The 14962-nt window shown below is 73.3% G+C and carries 18 protein-coding genes and 3 pseudogenes; 4 read left to right on the forward strand and 17 right to left on the reverse strand.

Features of this window, described 5'->3' with window-relative positions; genetic code table 11:
• Together HYE82_RS24145 and hisI are read right to left on the reverse strand one after the other, a co-directional pair.
• Nucleotides 1-621, reverse strand: a pseudogene (locus HYE82_RS24145) (anthranilate synthase component I); the annotation flags it as partial.
• An 8-nt stretch (nt 622-629) separates the two neighbouring features.
• Nucleotides 630-1022, reverse strand: coding sequence for a phosphoribosyl-AMP cyclohydrolase (gene hisI, locus HYE82_RS24150; RefSeq protein ID WP_179176248.1), 393 nt, complete (start codon nt 1020-1022; stop codon nt 630-632).
• A gap of 84 nt (nt 1023-1106) precedes the next feature.
• Between hisI and HYE82_RS24155 the strand changes: the two genes are divergently transcribed.
• The gene (locus HYE82_RS24155; protein ID WP_179176249.1) at nt 1107-1739 is read left to right on the forward strand and encodes a TIGR03085 family metal-binding protein; all 633 of its coding nucleotides are present in this window, start codon (nt 1107-1109) and stop codon (nt 1737-1739) included.
• Between the two features lie 4 nt (nt 1740-1743).
• Here HYE82_RS24155 and HYE82_RS24160 read toward each other — a convergent pair whose 3' ends face one another.
• The 11 genes and pseudogenes from HYE82_RS24160 to hisD form a co-directional block, all read right to left on the reverse strand.
• Nucleotides 1744-1938 (reverse strand): hypothetical protein, encoded by a 195-nt coding sequence (locus HYE82_RS24160; RefSeq protein ID WP_179176250.1) that lies wholly within the window; start codon nt 1936-1938, stop codon nt 1744-1746.
• Between the two features lie 23 nt (nt 1939-1961).
• Nucleotides 1962-2075: pseudogene (locus HYE82_RS38400) on the reverse strand (RNA-guided endonuclease TnpB family protein); the annotation flags it as partial.
• Between the two features lie 431 nt (nt 2076-2506).
• Nucleotides 2507-2725: a hypothetical protein gene (locus HYE82_RS24165; protein ID WP_179176251.1), complete on the reverse strand. Its 219-nt coding sequence runs from the start codon at nt 2723-2725 to the stop codon at nt 2507-2509.
• Between the two features lie 65 nt (nt 2726-2790).
• Nucleotides 2791-3546 carry an imidazole glycerol phosphate synthase subunit HisF gene (gene hisF / locus HYE82_RS24170; RefSeq protein ID WP_179176252.1) on the reverse strand — a complete coding sequence of 252 codons (756 nt, stop codon included), beginning with the start codon at nt 3544-3546 and terminating at the stop codon, nt 2791-2793.
• The gene (locus HYE82_RS24175) at nt 3546-3947 is read right to left on the reverse strand and encodes a RidA family protein (RefSeq protein ID WP_179176253.1); all 402 of its coding nucleotides are present in this window, start codon (nt 3945-3947) and stop codon (nt 3546-3548) included. Before HYE82_RS24175 ends, hisF begins: the two co-directional genes overlap by 1 nt.
• Nucleotides 3944-4684 (reverse strand): bifunctional 1-(5-phosphoribosyl)-5-((5-phosphoribosylamino)methylideneamino)imidazole-4-carboxamide isomerase/phosphoribosylanthranilate isomerase PriA, encoded by a 741-nt coding sequence (gene priA, locus HYE82_RS24180; protein ID WP_179176254.1) that lies wholly within the window; start codon nt 4682-4684, stop codon nt 3944-3946. The genes HYE82_RS24175 and priA overlap by 4 nt, the downstream gene beginning before the upstream one ends.
• The gene (gene hisH / locus HYE82_RS24185) at nt 4684-5334 is read right to left on the reverse strand and encodes an imidazole glycerol phosphate synthase subunit HisH (protein WP_179176255.1); all 651 of its coding nucleotides are present in this window, start codon (nt 5332-5334) and stop codon (nt 4684-4686) included. The genes priA and hisH overlap by 1 nt, the downstream gene beginning before the upstream one ends.
• On the reverse strand, nt 5331-5498 hold the full coding sequence (locus HYE82_RS24190; protein WP_179176256.1) for a hypothetical protein: 168 nt from the start codon (nt 5496-5498) through the stop codon (nt 5331-5333). Before HYE82_RS24190 ends, hisH begins: the two co-directional genes overlap by 4 nt.
• A gap of 2 nt (nt 5499-5500) precedes the next feature.
• A complete protein-coding gene (gene hisB, locus HYE82_RS24195; protein ID WP_179176257.1) occupies nt 5501-6100 on the reverse strand; it encodes an imidazoleglycerol-phosphate dehydratase HisB in 600 nt (199 codons plus the stop codon).
• Nucleotides 6097-7233, reverse strand: a complete 1137-nt coding sequence (locus HYE82_RS24200; protein ID WP_179176258.1) for a histidinol-phosphate transaminase — start codon at nt 7231-7233, stop codon at nt 6097-6099. The genes hisB and HYE82_RS24200 overlap by 4 nt, the downstream gene beginning before the upstream one ends.
• Complete coding sequence (gene hisD / locus HYE82_RS24205) at nt 7212-8534, reverse strand: histidinol dehydrogenase (RefSeq protein WP_179176259.1); 1323 nt, start codon at nt 8532-8534, stop codon at nt 7212-7214. The genes HYE82_RS24200 and hisD overlap by 22 nt, the downstream gene beginning before the upstream one ends.
• A 123-nt stretch (nt 8535-8657) precedes the next feature.
• Between hisD and HYE82_RS24210 the strand changes: the two genes are divergently transcribed.
• From HYE82_RS24210 to ybaK, 3 genes are read left to right on the forward strand one after another with little or no spacing between them, the layout of a single operon-like run.
• Nucleotides 8658-10259: an oxidoreductase gene (locus HYE82_RS24210; protein WP_179176260.1), complete on the forward strand. Its 1602-nt coding sequence runs from the start codon at nt 8658-8660 to the stop codon at nt 10257-10259.
• Nucleotides 10260-10316: 57 nt separating this feature from the next.
• Nucleotides 10317-11057 (forward strand): LON peptidase substrate-binding domain-containing protein, encoded by a 741-nt coding sequence (locus HYE82_RS24215; RefSeq protein ID WP_179176261.1) that lies wholly within the window; start codon nt 10317-10319, stop codon nt 11055-11057.
• A 32-nt stretch (nt 11058-11089) separates the two neighbouring features.
• Nucleotides 11090-11584: a Cys-tRNA(Pro) deacylase gene (gene ybaK / locus HYE82_RS24220; RefSeq protein WP_179176262.1), complete on the forward strand. Its 495-nt coding sequence runs from the start codon at nt 11090-11092 to the stop codon at nt 11582-11584.
• 125 nt (nt 11585-11709) lie between these two features.
• On the opposite strand, the gene HYE82_RS24225 is transcribed toward ybaK, so the two are convergent.
• The 4 genes and pseudogenes from HYE82_RS24225 to HYE82_RS24240 form a co-directional block, all read right to left on the reverse strand.
• Nucleotides 11710-12369 carry a hypothetical protein gene (locus HYE82_RS24225; protein WP_256987604.1) on the reverse strand — a complete coding sequence of 220 codons (660 nt, stop codon included), beginning with the start codon at nt 12367-12369 and terminating at the stop codon, nt 11710-11712.
• A gap of 43 nt (nt 12370-12412) precedes the next feature.
• On the reverse strand, nt 12413-13195 hold the full coding sequence (locus HYE82_RS24230) for an ABC transporter permease (RefSeq protein WP_179176263.1): 783 nt from the start codon (nt 13193-13195) through the stop codon (nt 12413-12415).
• Nucleotides 13192-14157, reverse strand: coding sequence for an ABC transporter ATP-binding protein (locus HYE82_RS24235; RefSeq protein WP_179176264.1), 966 nt, complete (start codon nt 14155-14157; stop codon nt 13192-13194). Before HYE82_RS24235 ends, HYE82_RS24230 begins: the two co-directional genes overlap by 4 nt.
• 121 nt (nt 14158-14278) lie before the next feature.
• Nucleotides 14279-14962 (reverse strand): annotated as a pseudogene (locus HYE82_RS24240) (NYN domain-containing protein); the annotation flags it as partial.

Raw genomic sequence — 14962 nt, forward strand, 5'->3', positions numbered from 1 at the left:
CACGTAGGGGGCGGGCCGGGCGAGGTCGGCCTCCATGGCGTCGAGGCGGGCGACGGCGTCCGCGTACGCCTCGTCCACCCCCGTGTCGAGGTCGTTGTGGTTGATCGCGTTGGCGATGAGCAGGACGGTGCCGTCCCAGTGGTCGAGGACCGCCAGGTCGGAGGTGAGCAGCATGGTCAGCTCGGGCAGCTTCAGGTCGTCGGTGCCGTGGTCGCCGATGCGCTCCAGGCGGCGCACGATGTCGTAGCCGAGGTAGCCGACCATGCCGCCGGTGAAGGGCGGCATCCCGGCGGCCAAGTCGCGGGGGGTGTGCAGGGCCTGGACGGTGGCGCGCAGGGCCTCCAGCGGATCGCCGCCGGTGGGGACGCCGACGGGCGGGGTGCCGATCCAGTGGGCCTGCCCGTCGCGGACGGTGAGCGTGGCGTCGCTGCGGACGCCGACGAAGGAGTAGCGCGACCAGGAGCGGCCGTTCTCGGCGGACTCCAGCAGGAAGGTGCCCGGGCGTTCGGCGGCCAGCTTGCGGTACAGGCCGACGGGGGTGTCGCCGTCGGCCAGCAGCTTCCGGCTCACGGGGATGACCCGGCGGTCGGCGGCCAGCTTGCGGAACTGTTCGAGATCCATGGGATGCGTCACCTGTCTGCGTGGTCGGCGTCTGCCTGGTCGGCGGCCAGCGGAAGGACATCGGCGTCGAAGCACGTGCGGGCGCCGGTGTGGCAGGCGGCGCCGACCTGGTCGACCTTGACGAGCACGGTGTCGGCGTCGCAGTCGAGGGCGACGGACTTCACGTGCTGGACATGGCCGGACGTGTCCCCCTTGACCCAGTACTCCTGTCGGCTGCGCGACCAGTAGGTGCAGCGGCCGGTCGTCAGGGTGCGGTGCAGCGCCTCGTCGTCCATCCACCCGAGCATCAGCACCTCACCGGTGTCGTACTGCTGGGCGATGGCCGGGACCAGGCCGTCGGCGGAGCGCTTGAGCCGGGCGGCGATGGCGGGGTCGAGGGAGGAGGTACTCATGCGGGCCATTGTGCCGCGCCGGACGGGCGGTCATGGATCACTGTCCGCCTGATGGGCGGGCGGACGGCGCGCTCCGGCCGTAGGCTTGCCCGCATGTCTACCCATGCGAAGCGCGAACGCCTGCTGCTGGCGGACCTGTTGGAGGCGGCGGGGCCCACGGCGCCGACGCTGTGCGAGGGCTGGCTGACCCGGGACCTCGCGGCGCACGTGGTGGTACGGGAGCGGCGCCCGGACGCGGCGGGCGGGCTGCTGCTGAACGTGCTGAAGGACCGGCTGGACAAGGCGATGGCCGAGTACACGGCCAAGCCGTACGAGGAGCTGATCCAGCTGATCCGGACCGGCCCGCCGAAACTCTCCGTGTACACGCTGAAGCAGATCGACGAGGCGGCCAACGCGGTGGAGTTCTACGTGCACGCCGAGGACGTCCGGCGGGCCCAGACCGACTGGACGCCGCGCGAGCTGGACCCCGTCTTCTCGGACGCGCTGTGGTCCCGGCTGGAGAAGCTCGCCCGGCTGACCGGACGCCGGTCGCCGGTGGGGCTGGTGCTGCGCCGGCCGAACGGGCAGACGGCCGTGGCCCACAAGGGCGTCCCGGTGGTGACGGTGACGGGCGAGCCGGGTGAACTGACCCTGTTCTGCTTCGGCCGCCAGTCCGCCGCCGCGGTGGAACTGGACGGCGAGAAGGAGGCCGTCGCCCGCCTCACCACGGCCCGGCTGGGCATCTGAAGGATCACGAGCCGGACCGTTCGCGGTCGGCCAGCACCTCGAAATCCAGGAAGATCCCCGCGCGGTCGTCGCAGTCGAGCCCGGCCGCTTCCTCGGCAGCCCGGTCGGCCACTGCCTGCGTGATCGGGGAACCGGCCGACTGCCTCTCGGGGGACACGTCACGCTGCCAGTCACGCAGGAGCCGGGCAGCCGCCTGCAAGGTGGCCTTCTCCGTGCGGACGCGCGGCGTTCCTGCAATGCGCCGTTATAGAGGGAGCAGTGATCGCGCAGCATCTCGCCGAGCGCGGCCCGCTGGCCCACGGTGGGCCGCAGGAGGAACTTGTACGCACGGATCACCCCGACCCACCCCCTTCCGGCGATGTGGCCACGCTAGAACACACCACCGACACCGATGCAGCGAACTCCGGCGTTTCACGCCTCCGTGTCAAGGATGCGTTTCCCTCCCCGGCTGAAGCCGGGGATACCCACGCAAGAACAGGGATGGCGCCCGGTGGCGGAGCGATGGGAGCCCCGGACAGCTCCATGTACCTAGGCGCACATCGCACCGATGACGCCGTTGTAGTCCTCGAACGGCTTGAGGCGCACGATGGTCTCCAGTAGCGCTGCTGCCCGGGTCGGCGCCTCCCCGTCAGTACGACTCGCCCGCGAAGCGTTCGAATGCGTGCCGCTCGACGGCCGCGTGAAGCGCCCTCCAGTCCGCAGCGCGGGACTGGAGGGGCCGTGACTGTACTGGACGCTCAGGATCCCGCCTGCGTCGATGCGGAGGTTCACCGGTCGCCTTCCGGAAAGGCTTCCACGAACTCCGGGGCGAGGACGGCGAACTTCGCGCTCGCTCCTTCGATGAACTTCTGCCGCTGCCGCCGACGCACGACATCCTCCGTCAGTATGTCGTGCGCCAGCCGCTTGATCGCGACGCCTTGCTCCTTCGCCTCGGCACGCAGTTCGGCCAGTTCCTCTTCGGTGAAGTCGATCGTGATTCCAGGCACGCAGTCAGCATGCGGCCGCCAGTACCGCGGCCGCTACCGACTGCGCTACCGAGGGACGTATCGAACTACCGCACGGGGTGACCGGCTGCCCGGAGGGTGTCCTTCACCTGGCCGATGCGGAGGTCACCGAAATGGAAGACAGACGCGGCGAGGACCGCGTCGGCTCCGGCGTCGACGGCCGGCGGGAAGTGCTCCAGCCTGCCGGCGCCGCCCGAGGCGATCACCGGGACGGTGACGTGCTTGCGGACGGCGGCGATCATCTCGGTGTCGTAGCCGTCCTTGGTGCCGTCGGCGTCCATGGAGTTGAGCAGGATCTCGCCGGCGCCGAGTTCGGCGGCCCGGTGGGCCCACTCGACGGCGTCGAGGCCGGTGCCCCGGCGGCCGCCGTGCGTGGTGACCTCGAAGGAGCCGGACTCGGTGCGCCGGGCGTCGACGGACAGGACGAGGACCTGCCGGCCGAAGCGTTCGGCGATCTCCCGGATCAGCTCGGGCCGTGCGATGGCGGCGGTGTTGACACCGACCTTGTCGGCGCCGGCCCGCAGCAGCTTGTCCACGTCGTCGGCGGTGCGGACGCCGCCGCCCACGGTGAGCGGGATGAAGACCTGCTCGGCGGTGCGCCGCACCACGTCGTAGGTGGTCTCGCGGTTCCCGGACGAGGCGGTGATGTCGAGGAAGGTCAGCTCGTCGGCGCCTTCGGCGTCGTACAGCCGGGCCATCTCGACGGGGTCGCCGGCGTCGCGCAGGTTCTGGAAGTTGACACCCTTGACGACGCGGCCGTTGTCCACGTCAAGGCAGGGGATCACCCGTACGGCGAGAGACATCAGGACTCCCCTCGGAAGGCTTCGACCTCGACTTCGACGACCAGGCCGGGGTCGACGAGGCCGGACACGATGATCATGGATGCGGCGGGGCGGACGTCCCCGAAGAGCTCCTTGTGGGCGCGGCCGACCTCGTCGACGTCCCGCGCGTGGGTGAGGTACATGCGGGTGCGGACGACGTGCCCGGCGTCCAGGCCCGCCTGCTCCAGCGCGTCGATCGCGACGCGGAAGGCGTTGACCGCCTGCTCGTACGGCCCGCCGGCGACGATCTTGCCGTCGACGACGGAGGCGCAGCCGGAAACGAGCACCAGCCCGTTCGGCAGTTCGACCGCACGGGAGTAGCCCACGGCGTCCTCCCAGGGGCCTCCGGAGGAGTACCGGCGGATTCCGTCGGCTCCGCTCATGCGGCCACCGCCCGCAGCGCCTCCTGGAGGGTGAAGGCCTTGGCATACAGGGCCTTGCCCACGATGGCGCCTTCGACACCCAGCGGCACCAGTGCGGCCAGCGCCCGCAGGTCGTCCAGCGAGGAGATGCCGCCGGAGGCCACGACGGGCCGGTCGGTGGCGGCGCAGACGTTGCGCAGGAGTTCGAGGTTGGGGCCGGTGAGGGTGCCGTCGCGGCCGATGTCGGTGAGGACGTAGCGGGCGCAGCCCTCGGAGTCCAGGCGGGCGAGGGTCTCGTACAGGTCGCCGCCGTCGCTGGTCCAGCCGCGGCCCTTGAGGGTGGTGCCGCGGACGTCGAGGCCGATGGCGATCCGGTCGCCGTGTTCGGCGATGGCCTTGGCGGCCCACTCCGGGGTCTCCAGGGCGGCGGTGCCGAGGTTGACGCGGGTGCAGCCGGTGGCGAGGGCCGCCTCCAGGGTGGCGTCGTCGCGGATGCCGCCGGAGAGCTCGACCTTGATGTCCATGGCGCGGGTGATCTCGGAGACCAGGGCGCGGTTGTCGCCGGTGCCGAAGGCGGCGTCCAGGTCGACCAGGTGCAGCCACTCGGCGCCGGCGCGCTGCCAGGCGAGGGCCGCCTCCAGCGGGGAGCCGTAGGAGGTCTCGCTGCCGGACACGCCGTGGACGAGGCGGACGGCCTGGCCGTCGCGGACGTCGACCGCGGGGAGGAGTTCCAGCTGCTGCGCTGCGGGCTCGGTCATCACAGGGTCTCGATCCAGTTGGTGAGGAGCTGGGCTCCGGCGTCGCCGGACTTCTCGGGGTGGAACTGGGTGGCCCACAGGGCCCCGTTCTCCACCGCCGCGACGAAACGCTCGCCGTGGGTGGCCCAGGTGACCTTGGGGGCGCGGATCGCCGGGTTGGTGACCTCCAGGCTCCAGTCGTGCGCCGCGTAGGAGTGCACGAAGTAGAACCGGGCGTCGGCGTCCAGGCCCGCGAAGGCCCGGCTGTCGGCGGGGGCGTCGACGGTGTTCCAGCCCATGTGCGGGACGACGGGGGCCTTGAGCGGGCCGACGGTGCCGGGCCACTCGTCGAGGCCTTCGGTTTCGACGCCGTGCTCGATGCCGCGCTCGAAGAGGATCTGCATGCCGACGCAGATGCCCATGACGGGGCGGCCGCCGGAGAGGCGGCGGCCGATGATCCAGTCGCCGCGGACGGACTTCAGGCCCTGCATGCAGGCGGAGAAGGCACCGACGCCGGGCACGAGGAGGCCGTCGGCGTCCATGGCCTTGTCGTAGTCGCGGGTGATCTCGACGTCCGCGCCGACGCGCGCGAGGGCGCGCTCGGCGGAGCGGACGTTGCCGAAGCCGTAGTCGAGGACGACGACCGTCTTGGTGGGGCGGGATGCGCTCATTCCCAAATTCCTTGGATCCGCAGGACTCCGGCGGCGAGACACATCGCGGAGCCGATGGCGAGCAGCAGGACGACCGACTTGGGCATCTGCTGCTTCTGGAAGGAGTAGACGCCGCCGGCCAGGAAGAGGCCGACGACGATGAGGATGGTGTTGAGGCCGTTCACGGTCAGAGGGCGCCCTTCGTCGAGGGAAGGATGCCTGCCGCGGCCGCGCGCGGGTCGAGCTCGGCGGCGTAGCGCAGGGCCCGGGCCAGCGCCTTGAACTGGCACTCCACGATGTGGTGGGCGTTGCGGCCGTACGGGACGTGGACGTGGAGGGCGATCTGCGCCTGGGCGACGAAGGACTCCAGGATGTGCCGGGTCATCGTCGTGTCGTACGAGCCGATCATCGGGGCCATGTTCTCGGGCTCGGTGTGCACGAGGTAGGGGCGGCCCGACAGGTCCACGGTCACCTGGGCGAGGGACTCGTCCAGCGGGACGGTGCAGTTGCCGAACCGGTAGATGCCCACCTTGTCGCCGAGGGCCTGCTTGAAGGCGGCGCCGAGGGCGAGCGCGGTGTCCTCGATGGTGTGGTGGCTGTCGATGTGCAGGTCGCCGTCGGTCTTGACGGTGAGGTCGAACAGGCCGTGGCGGCCGAGCTGGTCGAGCATGTGGTCGTAGAAGCCGACGCCGGTGGAGACGTCGACCTGCCCGGTGCCGTCGAGGTTTATCTCGACGAGGACGGACGTCTCCTTCGTGGTCCGTTCGACCCGTCCGATGCGGCTCATGCGTGCTGCTCCTTCTTCAGTGCGCGAACCGCTTCCAGGAACGCGTCGTTCTCGGCCGGGGTGCCCGCGGTGACCCGCAGCCATCCCGGTACGCCGTTGTCCCGGACCAGGACGCCCCGGTCGAGGATCTGCCGCCAGGCGGTGTGGGAGTCCTCGAACCTCCCGAACTGGATGAAGTTCGCGTCGGACTCCGTGACCTCGTAGCCGATCGCCCGGAGTTCGACCACGAGGCGGTCCCGCTCGGCCTTGAGCTGCTCGACGTAGCCGAGCAGGGTGTCGGTGTGCTCCAGGGCCGCGAGGGCGGTGGCCTGGGTGACGGCCGACAAGTGGTACGGCAGGCGCACCAGCTGGACGGCGTCGACGACGGCAGGATGCGCGGCGAGGTAGCCCAGGCGCAGTCCGGCGGCGCCGAAGGCCTTGGACATGGTCCGGGAGATCACCATGTTCGGGCGGCCCTCGATGAGGGGCAGCAGGGAGTCCCGGTGGCTGAACTCGACGTACGCCTCGTCCACGATCACCAGGGACGGCTTGGCCGCCTGCGCGGCCTCGTAGAGGGCCAGGACGGTCCCCGCCTCGACCGCGGTGCCCGTGGGGTTGTTGGGCGAGGTGATGAAGACGACGTCGGGCGCGTTCTCCGTGATGGCCTGTTCGGCGGCCGCCACGTCCAGGCCGAAGTCGTCCCGGCGCGGGCCGGAGATCCAGCCGGTACCGGTCCCGCGGGCGATCAGCGCGTGCATCGAGTACGAGGGCTCGAAGCCGATCGCGGTGCGGCCGGGCCCGCCGAAGGTCTGCAGCAGCTGCTGGATGACCTCGTTGGAGCCGTTGGCGGCCCACACGTTCTCCCGGGCGACCGGGTGCTTGCCGGTGCGGGTGAGGTAGGCGGCCAGCGCGGTCCGCAGCTCGACGGCGTCCCGGTCGGGGTAGCGGTTGAGGGTGCGGGCCGCGTCGGCGACGCGCTCGGCGATCCGCCGCACCAGCTCCTCGGGGAGCTCGTACGGGTTCTCGTTGGTGTTCAGCTGGACGGGCACGTCGAGCTGCGGGGCGCCGTACGGGCTCTTGCCGCGCAGCTCGTCGCGGATGGGGAGGTCGTCGATCCCGATGGTTCTGTCGGTCACTGTCCGGGCACCTTCCATCCGAACCGGGCCTTGAGGGCAGCGCCGTGCGCGGGCAGGTCCTCGGCCTCGGCCAGTGTCACCACGTGGTGGGTGACCTCGGCGAGCGCGTCGCGCGTGTAGTCGACGATGTGGATGCCGCGCAGGAAGGACTGCACGGACAGTCCGGAGGAGTGGCAGGCGCAGCCGCCGGTGGGCAGGACGTGGTTCGACCCGGCGCAGTAGTCGCCGAGCGAGACCGGGGCCCACGGGCCGACGAAGATCGCGCCGGCGTTGCGGACGCGGGCGGCCCAGGCCGCGGCGTCGGCGGTCTGGATCTCCAGGTGCTCGGCGCCGTACGCGTCGACGACCTTCAGGCCGTCCTCCAGGGAGTCGACCAGCACGATCGCGGACTGCTTGCCGGCGAGCGCCGGGCGGATCCGGTCCTCGACGTGCCTGGTGGCGGCGACCTGCGGTTCGAGCTCCTTCTCGACGGCGGCCGCGAGGTCCGCGGAGTCGGTGACGAGGACGGCGGCGGCCAGCGGGTCGTGCTCGGCCTGGCTGATCAGGTCGGCGGCGACGTGCACCGGGTCGGCGGTGGAGTCCGCGAGGACGGCGATCTCGGTCGGGCCGGCCTCGGTGTCGATGCCGATCCTCCCGGTGAAGTAGCGCTTGGCGGCGGCGACCCAGATGTTGCCGGGGCCGGTGACCATGTTGACCGGCGGGCAGTCCTCGGTGCCGTACGCGAACATCGCGACGGCGACGGCGCCGCCCACCGCGTACACCTCGTCCACGCCGAGCAGTGCGCAGGCGGCGAGGATCGTCGGGTGCGGCAGGCCGTCGAATTCCGCCTGCGGCGGGGAGGCCAGGGCGATGGACTCCACGCCCGCCTCCTGGGCCGGCACGACGTTCATGACGACGGAGGACGGGTACACCGAGCGGCCGCCGGGCGCGTACAGGCCGACGCGCTCGACCGGAACCCACTTCTCGGTCACGGTGCCGCCGGGGACCACCTGGGTGGTGTGCTCGGTGCGGCGCTGCTCCCGGTGGACGGTCCGGGCGCGGCGGATCGACTCCTCCAGGGCGGCGCGGACGGCCGGGTCGAGCTCGTCGAGGGCCTTGCCGAGGGCCTCGGCGGGCACCCTGACCTGGTCCAGCACCACACCGTCGAACTTCTGCGCGTACTCGATCAGCGCCGCCGTGCCACGATGATGGACGTCCTCGCAGATGGGCCGCACCTTTTCCAGGGCGGCTTCCACGTCGAACTCGGCACGGGGAAGCAGGTGGCGCAGGGCCGCGCCCTCGGGGAGGGCGCTGCCGCGCAGATCGATACGAGAGATCACCTCCCAATTCTCTCAGACCGGCTCCCACAGCCGTCCGCCCGTATCACTGGCTGATACACGTCCCGGCTGTCACCGCCTCCCCTTAACGTTCCTGCTACACGGATTACGGCGGAGGGGGACCGCATGGCCGAGGCGCCGCGCGCGGACGAGGAGCCAGCGGACCTCGGCGAGGCCGAGCGGCTGATGTGGCGGGCGTTCCGTACGGGCAGCGTGTGCGACCTGAGCGCGCGGGCGGCCGAGCTGGACGACCCGCACGGCGACCGGGCCTGGGACGCCGGGCGCAGTGTCCGCGCCGACGTGGTGTCGCTGCTGCTGCTCCACGGGCCGCCGCCGGTGCCGGGCCGGGTGGCGTCGCTGAAGCTGCGCGGGGTGCGGATCACCGGTCGGCTGGACCTGTCGGGCGGCACGGTGGAGCCGTACGTCGAACTCCAGTCCTGCCGCTTCGACAGCGAGGTCCAGCTGTCCGAGACCCGGTTCGGCACACTGCGGCTGGTCAACTGCGCGATACCCCGGCTGGACGCGTCCCGCCTGCACACCGAGGGCGATCTGCACCTGCCGCGCTGCCGGGTGGCGAGGGGCATACGGCTGACCGATGCGCAGATCGGCACGGACCTGCTGATCAGCCAGGCCGTGGTGCAGCGGGACAGCCGGGGCCGGGCCATCGCCGCGGACGGCATGGCGGTCGCGCAGGACTTCCAGGGCGACCTGGTGGAGGCGTACGGGGAGGTGAGCCTGCGCGGTGCGAAGGTCGGCGGGTCGATGCACCTGCGCGGGGCCCGGCTGCGCAACCCGCACGGGCGGCGTGCGCTGAACGCCCCGCAGCTGACCGTGGAGCGGACCCTGTACCTGACGTCGATCGCGCTGGGCTACGTGCCCGGCGACTCCGGTTCCGCCACTCCCCCGTACGGCCTGGGCCAGACCCCGGTGCGCGGGCAGCGGGCCCGGCGCTTCGAGTGCCGGGGCGGGCTGCGCCTGGACGACGGCCGCTTCGGCGACGCGGTCGACCTGTACGGGGCCCGGTTCGTCCTGGCCGAGGAGCAGGAGGTGTCGCTGCGCCGGATCCAGACCCCGGAGCTGCGGTTCGTGGGCGAGGAGCCGGAGCGGGGCCGGGTGGTGCTGTCGGGGGCCAAGGTGGTCAAGCTGGTGGACGCCTCCACGAGCTGGCCCGGGCCGGGCGGGCTGTCGATCGAGGGCTTCGTGTACGAGAACCTCGCGCCCCGCGGCCACTTCCCGCTGGTGCGGCGGCTGGAGTGGGTGGCGGCGGCCACCCCGGAGTTCTCGCCGGAGCCGTACGAGCGGCTGGCCTCCGTGCTGCGCGCCAGCGGCGAGGACGCCGACGCGCGGGAGGTGCTGCTGGCCAAGCAGCGGCGGCGGCGGGCGACGCTGCCGCCTGCGGCGAAGGCGTGGGGGTACCTGCAGGACTGGACGGTGGCGTACGGGTACCGGCCGGGGCGGGCGGCGCTGTGGATGGTGTTGCTGTGGGCGGCGGGCGCGCTGCTGTTCGCGCAGATCACCCCGGCGGCGATCAAGCCGGACGAGCACCCGGAGTGGAATCCGCTGCTCTACGCCCTGGACCTGCTGCTTCCGGTCATCGACCTCGGCCAGCAGGGCCAGTGGATGATGAAGGGCTACTGGCAGTGGGGCACGGCGGCGCTGGTCCTGCTGGGCTGGATCCTGGCGACGACGGTGGCGGCGGGGGCCTCCCGGCTGCTGCGCCGCGGCTGACGGACCGGGAAGAACCGAGATGACAGGGCCCGCCCCACGGCTACTACCCTGTGCCACGTGACCACCGTTCGCCTGCCTCTCTTCCCGCTGAACACTGTGCTTTTCCCCGGACTGGTGCTGCCCCTGAACGTCTTCGAGGAGCGTTATCGCGCCATGATGCGGGAGCTGCTGAAGACGGGCGACGACGAGCCGCGCCGCTTCGCGGTCGTCGCGATCCGCGACGGCCGGGAGGTCGCGCAGACCGCCCCCGGCATGCCGGACCCGACGGCCCTGCCGGAGCGGGGCCCGGCCGCCGGCTTCGGCCCGGACCCGGTCCAGGCGTTCCACCGGGTGGGCTGCATCGCGGACGCGGCCACGATCCGGGAGCGGCAGGACGGCAGTTTCGAGGTCCTGGCGACGGGCACGACGCGGGTGCGCCTGCTGTCGGTGGACGCCTCGGGCCCGTTCCTCGTGGCGGAGCTGGAGGAGCTGCCGGAGGAGGCGGGCGAGGGAGCGGGCGCGCTGGCGGAGGGGGTGCTGCGGGCGTTCCGTGCGTACCAGAAGCGGCTGGCCGGGGCCCGGGAGCGGTCCCTGGCCTCGGCGGCGGAGCTCCCGGACGAGCCGTCGGTGGTGTCGTACCTGGTCGCGGCGGCCGCGGTGCTGGACACCCCGGCGAAGCAGCGGCTGCTGCAGGCCCCGGACACGGCGACGCGGCTGGCGGAGGAGCTGAAGCTGCTGCGCGCGGAGACGGCGCTGATCCGGCACCTGCCGTCGCTGCCCGCGGTGGAGCTGACGCGGATGCCGACCAGCCCGAACTGACCACCGGACCCACCGATCGGGAGCCCTGCCTGATGGCGAAGAAGAAGGCCGCGTCCGCGGCGACCCCGGCGATCGCCGCGCTCACCGCTGCCGGAGCGGACTTCACCACGCACACCTACGAGCACGACCCGGCCCACCCCTCGTACGGGCAGGAGGCGGCGGAGGCCATGGGCGTGAGCCCGGACCAGGTCTTCAAGACGCTCGTGACGGACGCGGACGGGGTGCTCACGGTGGCGGTGGTACCGGTCTCCGGCAGCCTCGACCTGAAGGCCCTGGCGTCGGCCGTCGGCGCGAAGAAGGCGGTGATGGCGGATCCGTCGCTGGCCGAGCGCACCACCGGCTACGTGGTGGGCGGCATCTCGCCCCTGGGGCAGCGCAAGCGGCTGCGGACCGTCGTGGACTCCTCCGCCGAGGGGCATCCGACCATCTGCGTGTCGGCGGGCCGGCGCGGGCTGGAGGTCGAGCTGGCGCCCGGCACCCTGGCTGCGCTGACGGCAGCCGTCCTGGCGCCGATCGCCCGCGCGTAAGCACTCCGCGGGGAGTCCGGTCGTGAACCGGCCGACCGGGGGTGGTCGCGCAGTTCACCGCGCCGCTACGGGGCGCGGCACCGCACCCGGCTCCACCGACTCCCGCTCGGCGCCCGGGACGGCCGTCAGGTCCGCGGGGGCTGCTCCTGGGGCGCCGGGTCGGCATGGACGTGCGGCGGCGGGTAGACGGCGGCGGGCGGGCCCGGCGTCCCGGCCGGGTCGTGGCCGGGCTCCGGGTCGTAGGGGGCCCACAGGGCCGTCAGGCCGAGATGGGCGAGGAGCGCGGTCATCGGCCAGGCCAGCAGCACCCCGTACGCGAGGAGCTCCAGCGGCGCGTCGAACGGCACGCCCTTGCCGGCAGCGGCCGCTGCGGCGGCCACATCGCCGGAGTCGCCCAGCCACTCGCCGGTACGCCATGCCAGCCCGGCGGCGGCGCAGGAGCCGATGCCCAGCCCGATCACCTGGGCGACGCCGCCGCGCCGGCGCCACAGGAAGAGGGAGACGGCGGCGAGGAGGCCCATCCCGATCGAGAGCAGCAGGAAGGTGCCGTCAGCCCCTATCCGGGCCTCGCTCTCGGTGTTGCGCAGGAAGACGGCCTGCCCGTTGGACACGTACTGGGCCCGCGGTGCCAGCCACGCCCAGAGCAGGCCGAGGAGTGCCCCGGACGCCCCGACGGCAAGGGTGACGGCGGCTCCGTCGCGGACGTCCCCGGCGGTGACGGCGGGTGCGGCCGGTCTGCCGGGCGGCGGTTCGACGGGGGGCGGCGGGGTCACGGGTTCGGTCACCCCCACATCGTGCCAGGTGTGCCGGGCCGGGGCGGAACCGGAGTCAGCGGACGGCGGCCCGCCGGTACGCCCAGGTGGCGGCGGACAGGGACAGCACGCCGACGGCCCCGCAGACGGCGAGATCGGCCGCGACGACGGCCCAGTCGGGGTGGGGTGCGAAGGTCCGGGCGAAGGCCTCGACCCCGTACGTGGACGGCAGGAGGTCCCGCGCCCAGACGATCGGGGCGGGCATCCGCTCGGGCGGCAGCACGCCCAGCAGCAGCGCGGCGGACATGCCCAGCTGCCCGGCCAGGGTGGCCAGCTCCTGCCGCGGTGCGAGCAGCCCGAGGGCGGCGCCCAGCCCGGCCAGCGCCGCCCCGGCGAGCGGCACCACGGCGGCCAGGATCCACAGGCCGCTCATCGGCAGCCCGAACAGCAGGCAGCCGAAGACGGCGGTGACGAGGGTGCCCGGCAGGGTGAAGGAGGCGTACGCGGCGGCGGCGCCGAGCACCACCGAGGCGGGCGGGACGGGCAGCGTGGCGTAGTGGTCCAGGCCGCCCCCGGCCCGCAGCTGGCCGAAGTACTGGGCGAGCAGGTTCAGCGCGACGAACGCGACGACCAGCACCGAGGAGCCGGCCACGACGGCCTGCGCCTCCGTGCCGCCGTCGACCACGCCCCGCATGAGGATCATGATCCCGACGGACTGGAACGTGGCGACGAACAACAGCGGGATCCGTGCCACCCGGGCCCGGGACAGCTGGGCCCGGTACACGGCGGCCAGCGAGGGCAGGAAGCGGGCCCGGGGGGCCAGTGCCCCCACGTCGGCGGCGGCAGCGGCTGCGCTCACGACTTCACCAGGCCCTTCGTGGTGCGCCCGCCCAGCGCGAGGTAGACGTCCTCCAGGCTCGGGGTCGCCAGCGTGAAGTCGTCGAGGGCGGCGAAGGCCGACCCGCCGGTGACGGCGGCCACCGCGGCACGCGCCTCGTCCGGCGGCAGCCGCAGCACCCACCGGCGGCCGGACTCGGCGGCCGCCGCGGCGAGCGCGGCGACCTCGGGTACGTCCAGCGGCGGCGCGGTCCGCCACACGAGTTCGAGGCGGACCTCGTCGGAGACGCGGGCCTTCAGCGCGGCGGGCGTGTCGCAGGCGATGACCTTGCCCTGGTCGATGACGGCGACCCGGTCGAGGACGGTCTCGGCCTCGATGACGTTGTGGGTGACGAGCAGGACGGTGGTGCCGTGCCGGGCGCGCCGCCGGTCCACGGCCGACCACACGGCCCGCCGGGCGACGGGGTCCATGCCGGTGGTGGGCTCGTCCAGGACCAGCACCTGCCGCTCCCCGACCAGGGTGGCGGCGAAGCAGGCCAGCCGCCGCTGTCCGCCGGACAGCTTCTTCAGGGGCCGCCCGGCGATCGGGGTCAGCCCGAGCTCCTCCAGGACGGCGTCGCGGGCGTCGCGGGCGTCGCGGGCGGTGAGGCCGCGCAGCCGCCCGGTGGTCTCGGCGGCGAGGGCGACGGTGAGTTCGTCGAGGGCGGTGGACTCCTGGCCGAGGTAGGCGAGGAGCCGGGCCGCCCGCTCCGGGTGGCGTACGAGGTCGTGGCCGAGCAGGGTCACGGAGCCGGAGTCGGGCCGCAGCAGCCCGGTCAGCTGCCGGACGAGGGTGGATTTGCCGGCGCCGTTGGGCCCGAGCAGGCCGAAGACCTCGCCGCGCCGGACGTCCAGGAAGATCCCGTCGTTGGCGCGGGTCTCGGGCAGGGCGGGGGCGCCGCGCCGGCCGCGGACGGCGGGGTAGGTCTTGACCAGGTCACGCACCGTGCAGACGACGCCGTCGGCCGCGGGCGCCGCCGCGGCCGCCGCCGTGCTGCGGCTGCCCTGCGGTCTCGCTGGTGCTGTGCCCGTACTCACGAGGGAGCAGCCTACGCGGCCCCCGCCCCTACTCGGGCGTCGGGGTCGCCGGGACGCCCGGCGCGGCGGCCGGTGCGCCGGGCACGCGCTCGGCCGCGGCGCGGACGTCGATCTCCCGCCAGAACCCGGCGCGGATGGCGTAGCGGTCGTGCTCGTCGATCTGGTCGTCCTTGTGGGCGAGCAGGCCGAACCGGGCCGCGTAGCGCAGCAGCTCGCCGTCGATCCGGTGCGGGATCCGCGGGTACAGGGTGGCGAGCTTCTGCAGGTGGACGGCTTCCGGGAGGCGTTCCATCCAGCGCCGGGCGAAGACCTGGCCGACTTCGAACGGGTCACCGCCCACGGTGGTGATGTCCTCTTCGCGGTCGGCCCAGCGCTGTTCGGCGCTGGTGAGCTGGGCGAGTGTGGGCAGGGAGGCGGTCTCGGCGGGTTCGCCGAGCGGGCCGGGCCGGTCGATCCAGCCCCGGTCGGAGGACCAGCGCAGGGCGCTGGCCGGAGAGGGGGCGACGCCGTGGCCGGAACTCGGGCCGGGCTGGTGGCCGGGGGCGCGCAGGGAGCCGGCGAGGTCCTTGGGGGTGGGTACGGTCCTGCCGCCGACCGCGGGGGCGGGCACGGGGGCCGCGCCGGTCTCGGGGACGGCCGGGTCGGCGGCCGGCGCCGGGGCGCCGGCGGCGGCGGCGCTGCGGGCGGCCTCGGCGAGGGCGGCCTCGGGCAG

The organism is Streptomyces sp. BR123 (genome assembly GCF_013401435.1).
Classification (GTDB): Bacteria; Actinomycetota; Actinomycetes; order Streptomycetales; family Streptomycetaceae; genus Streptomyces.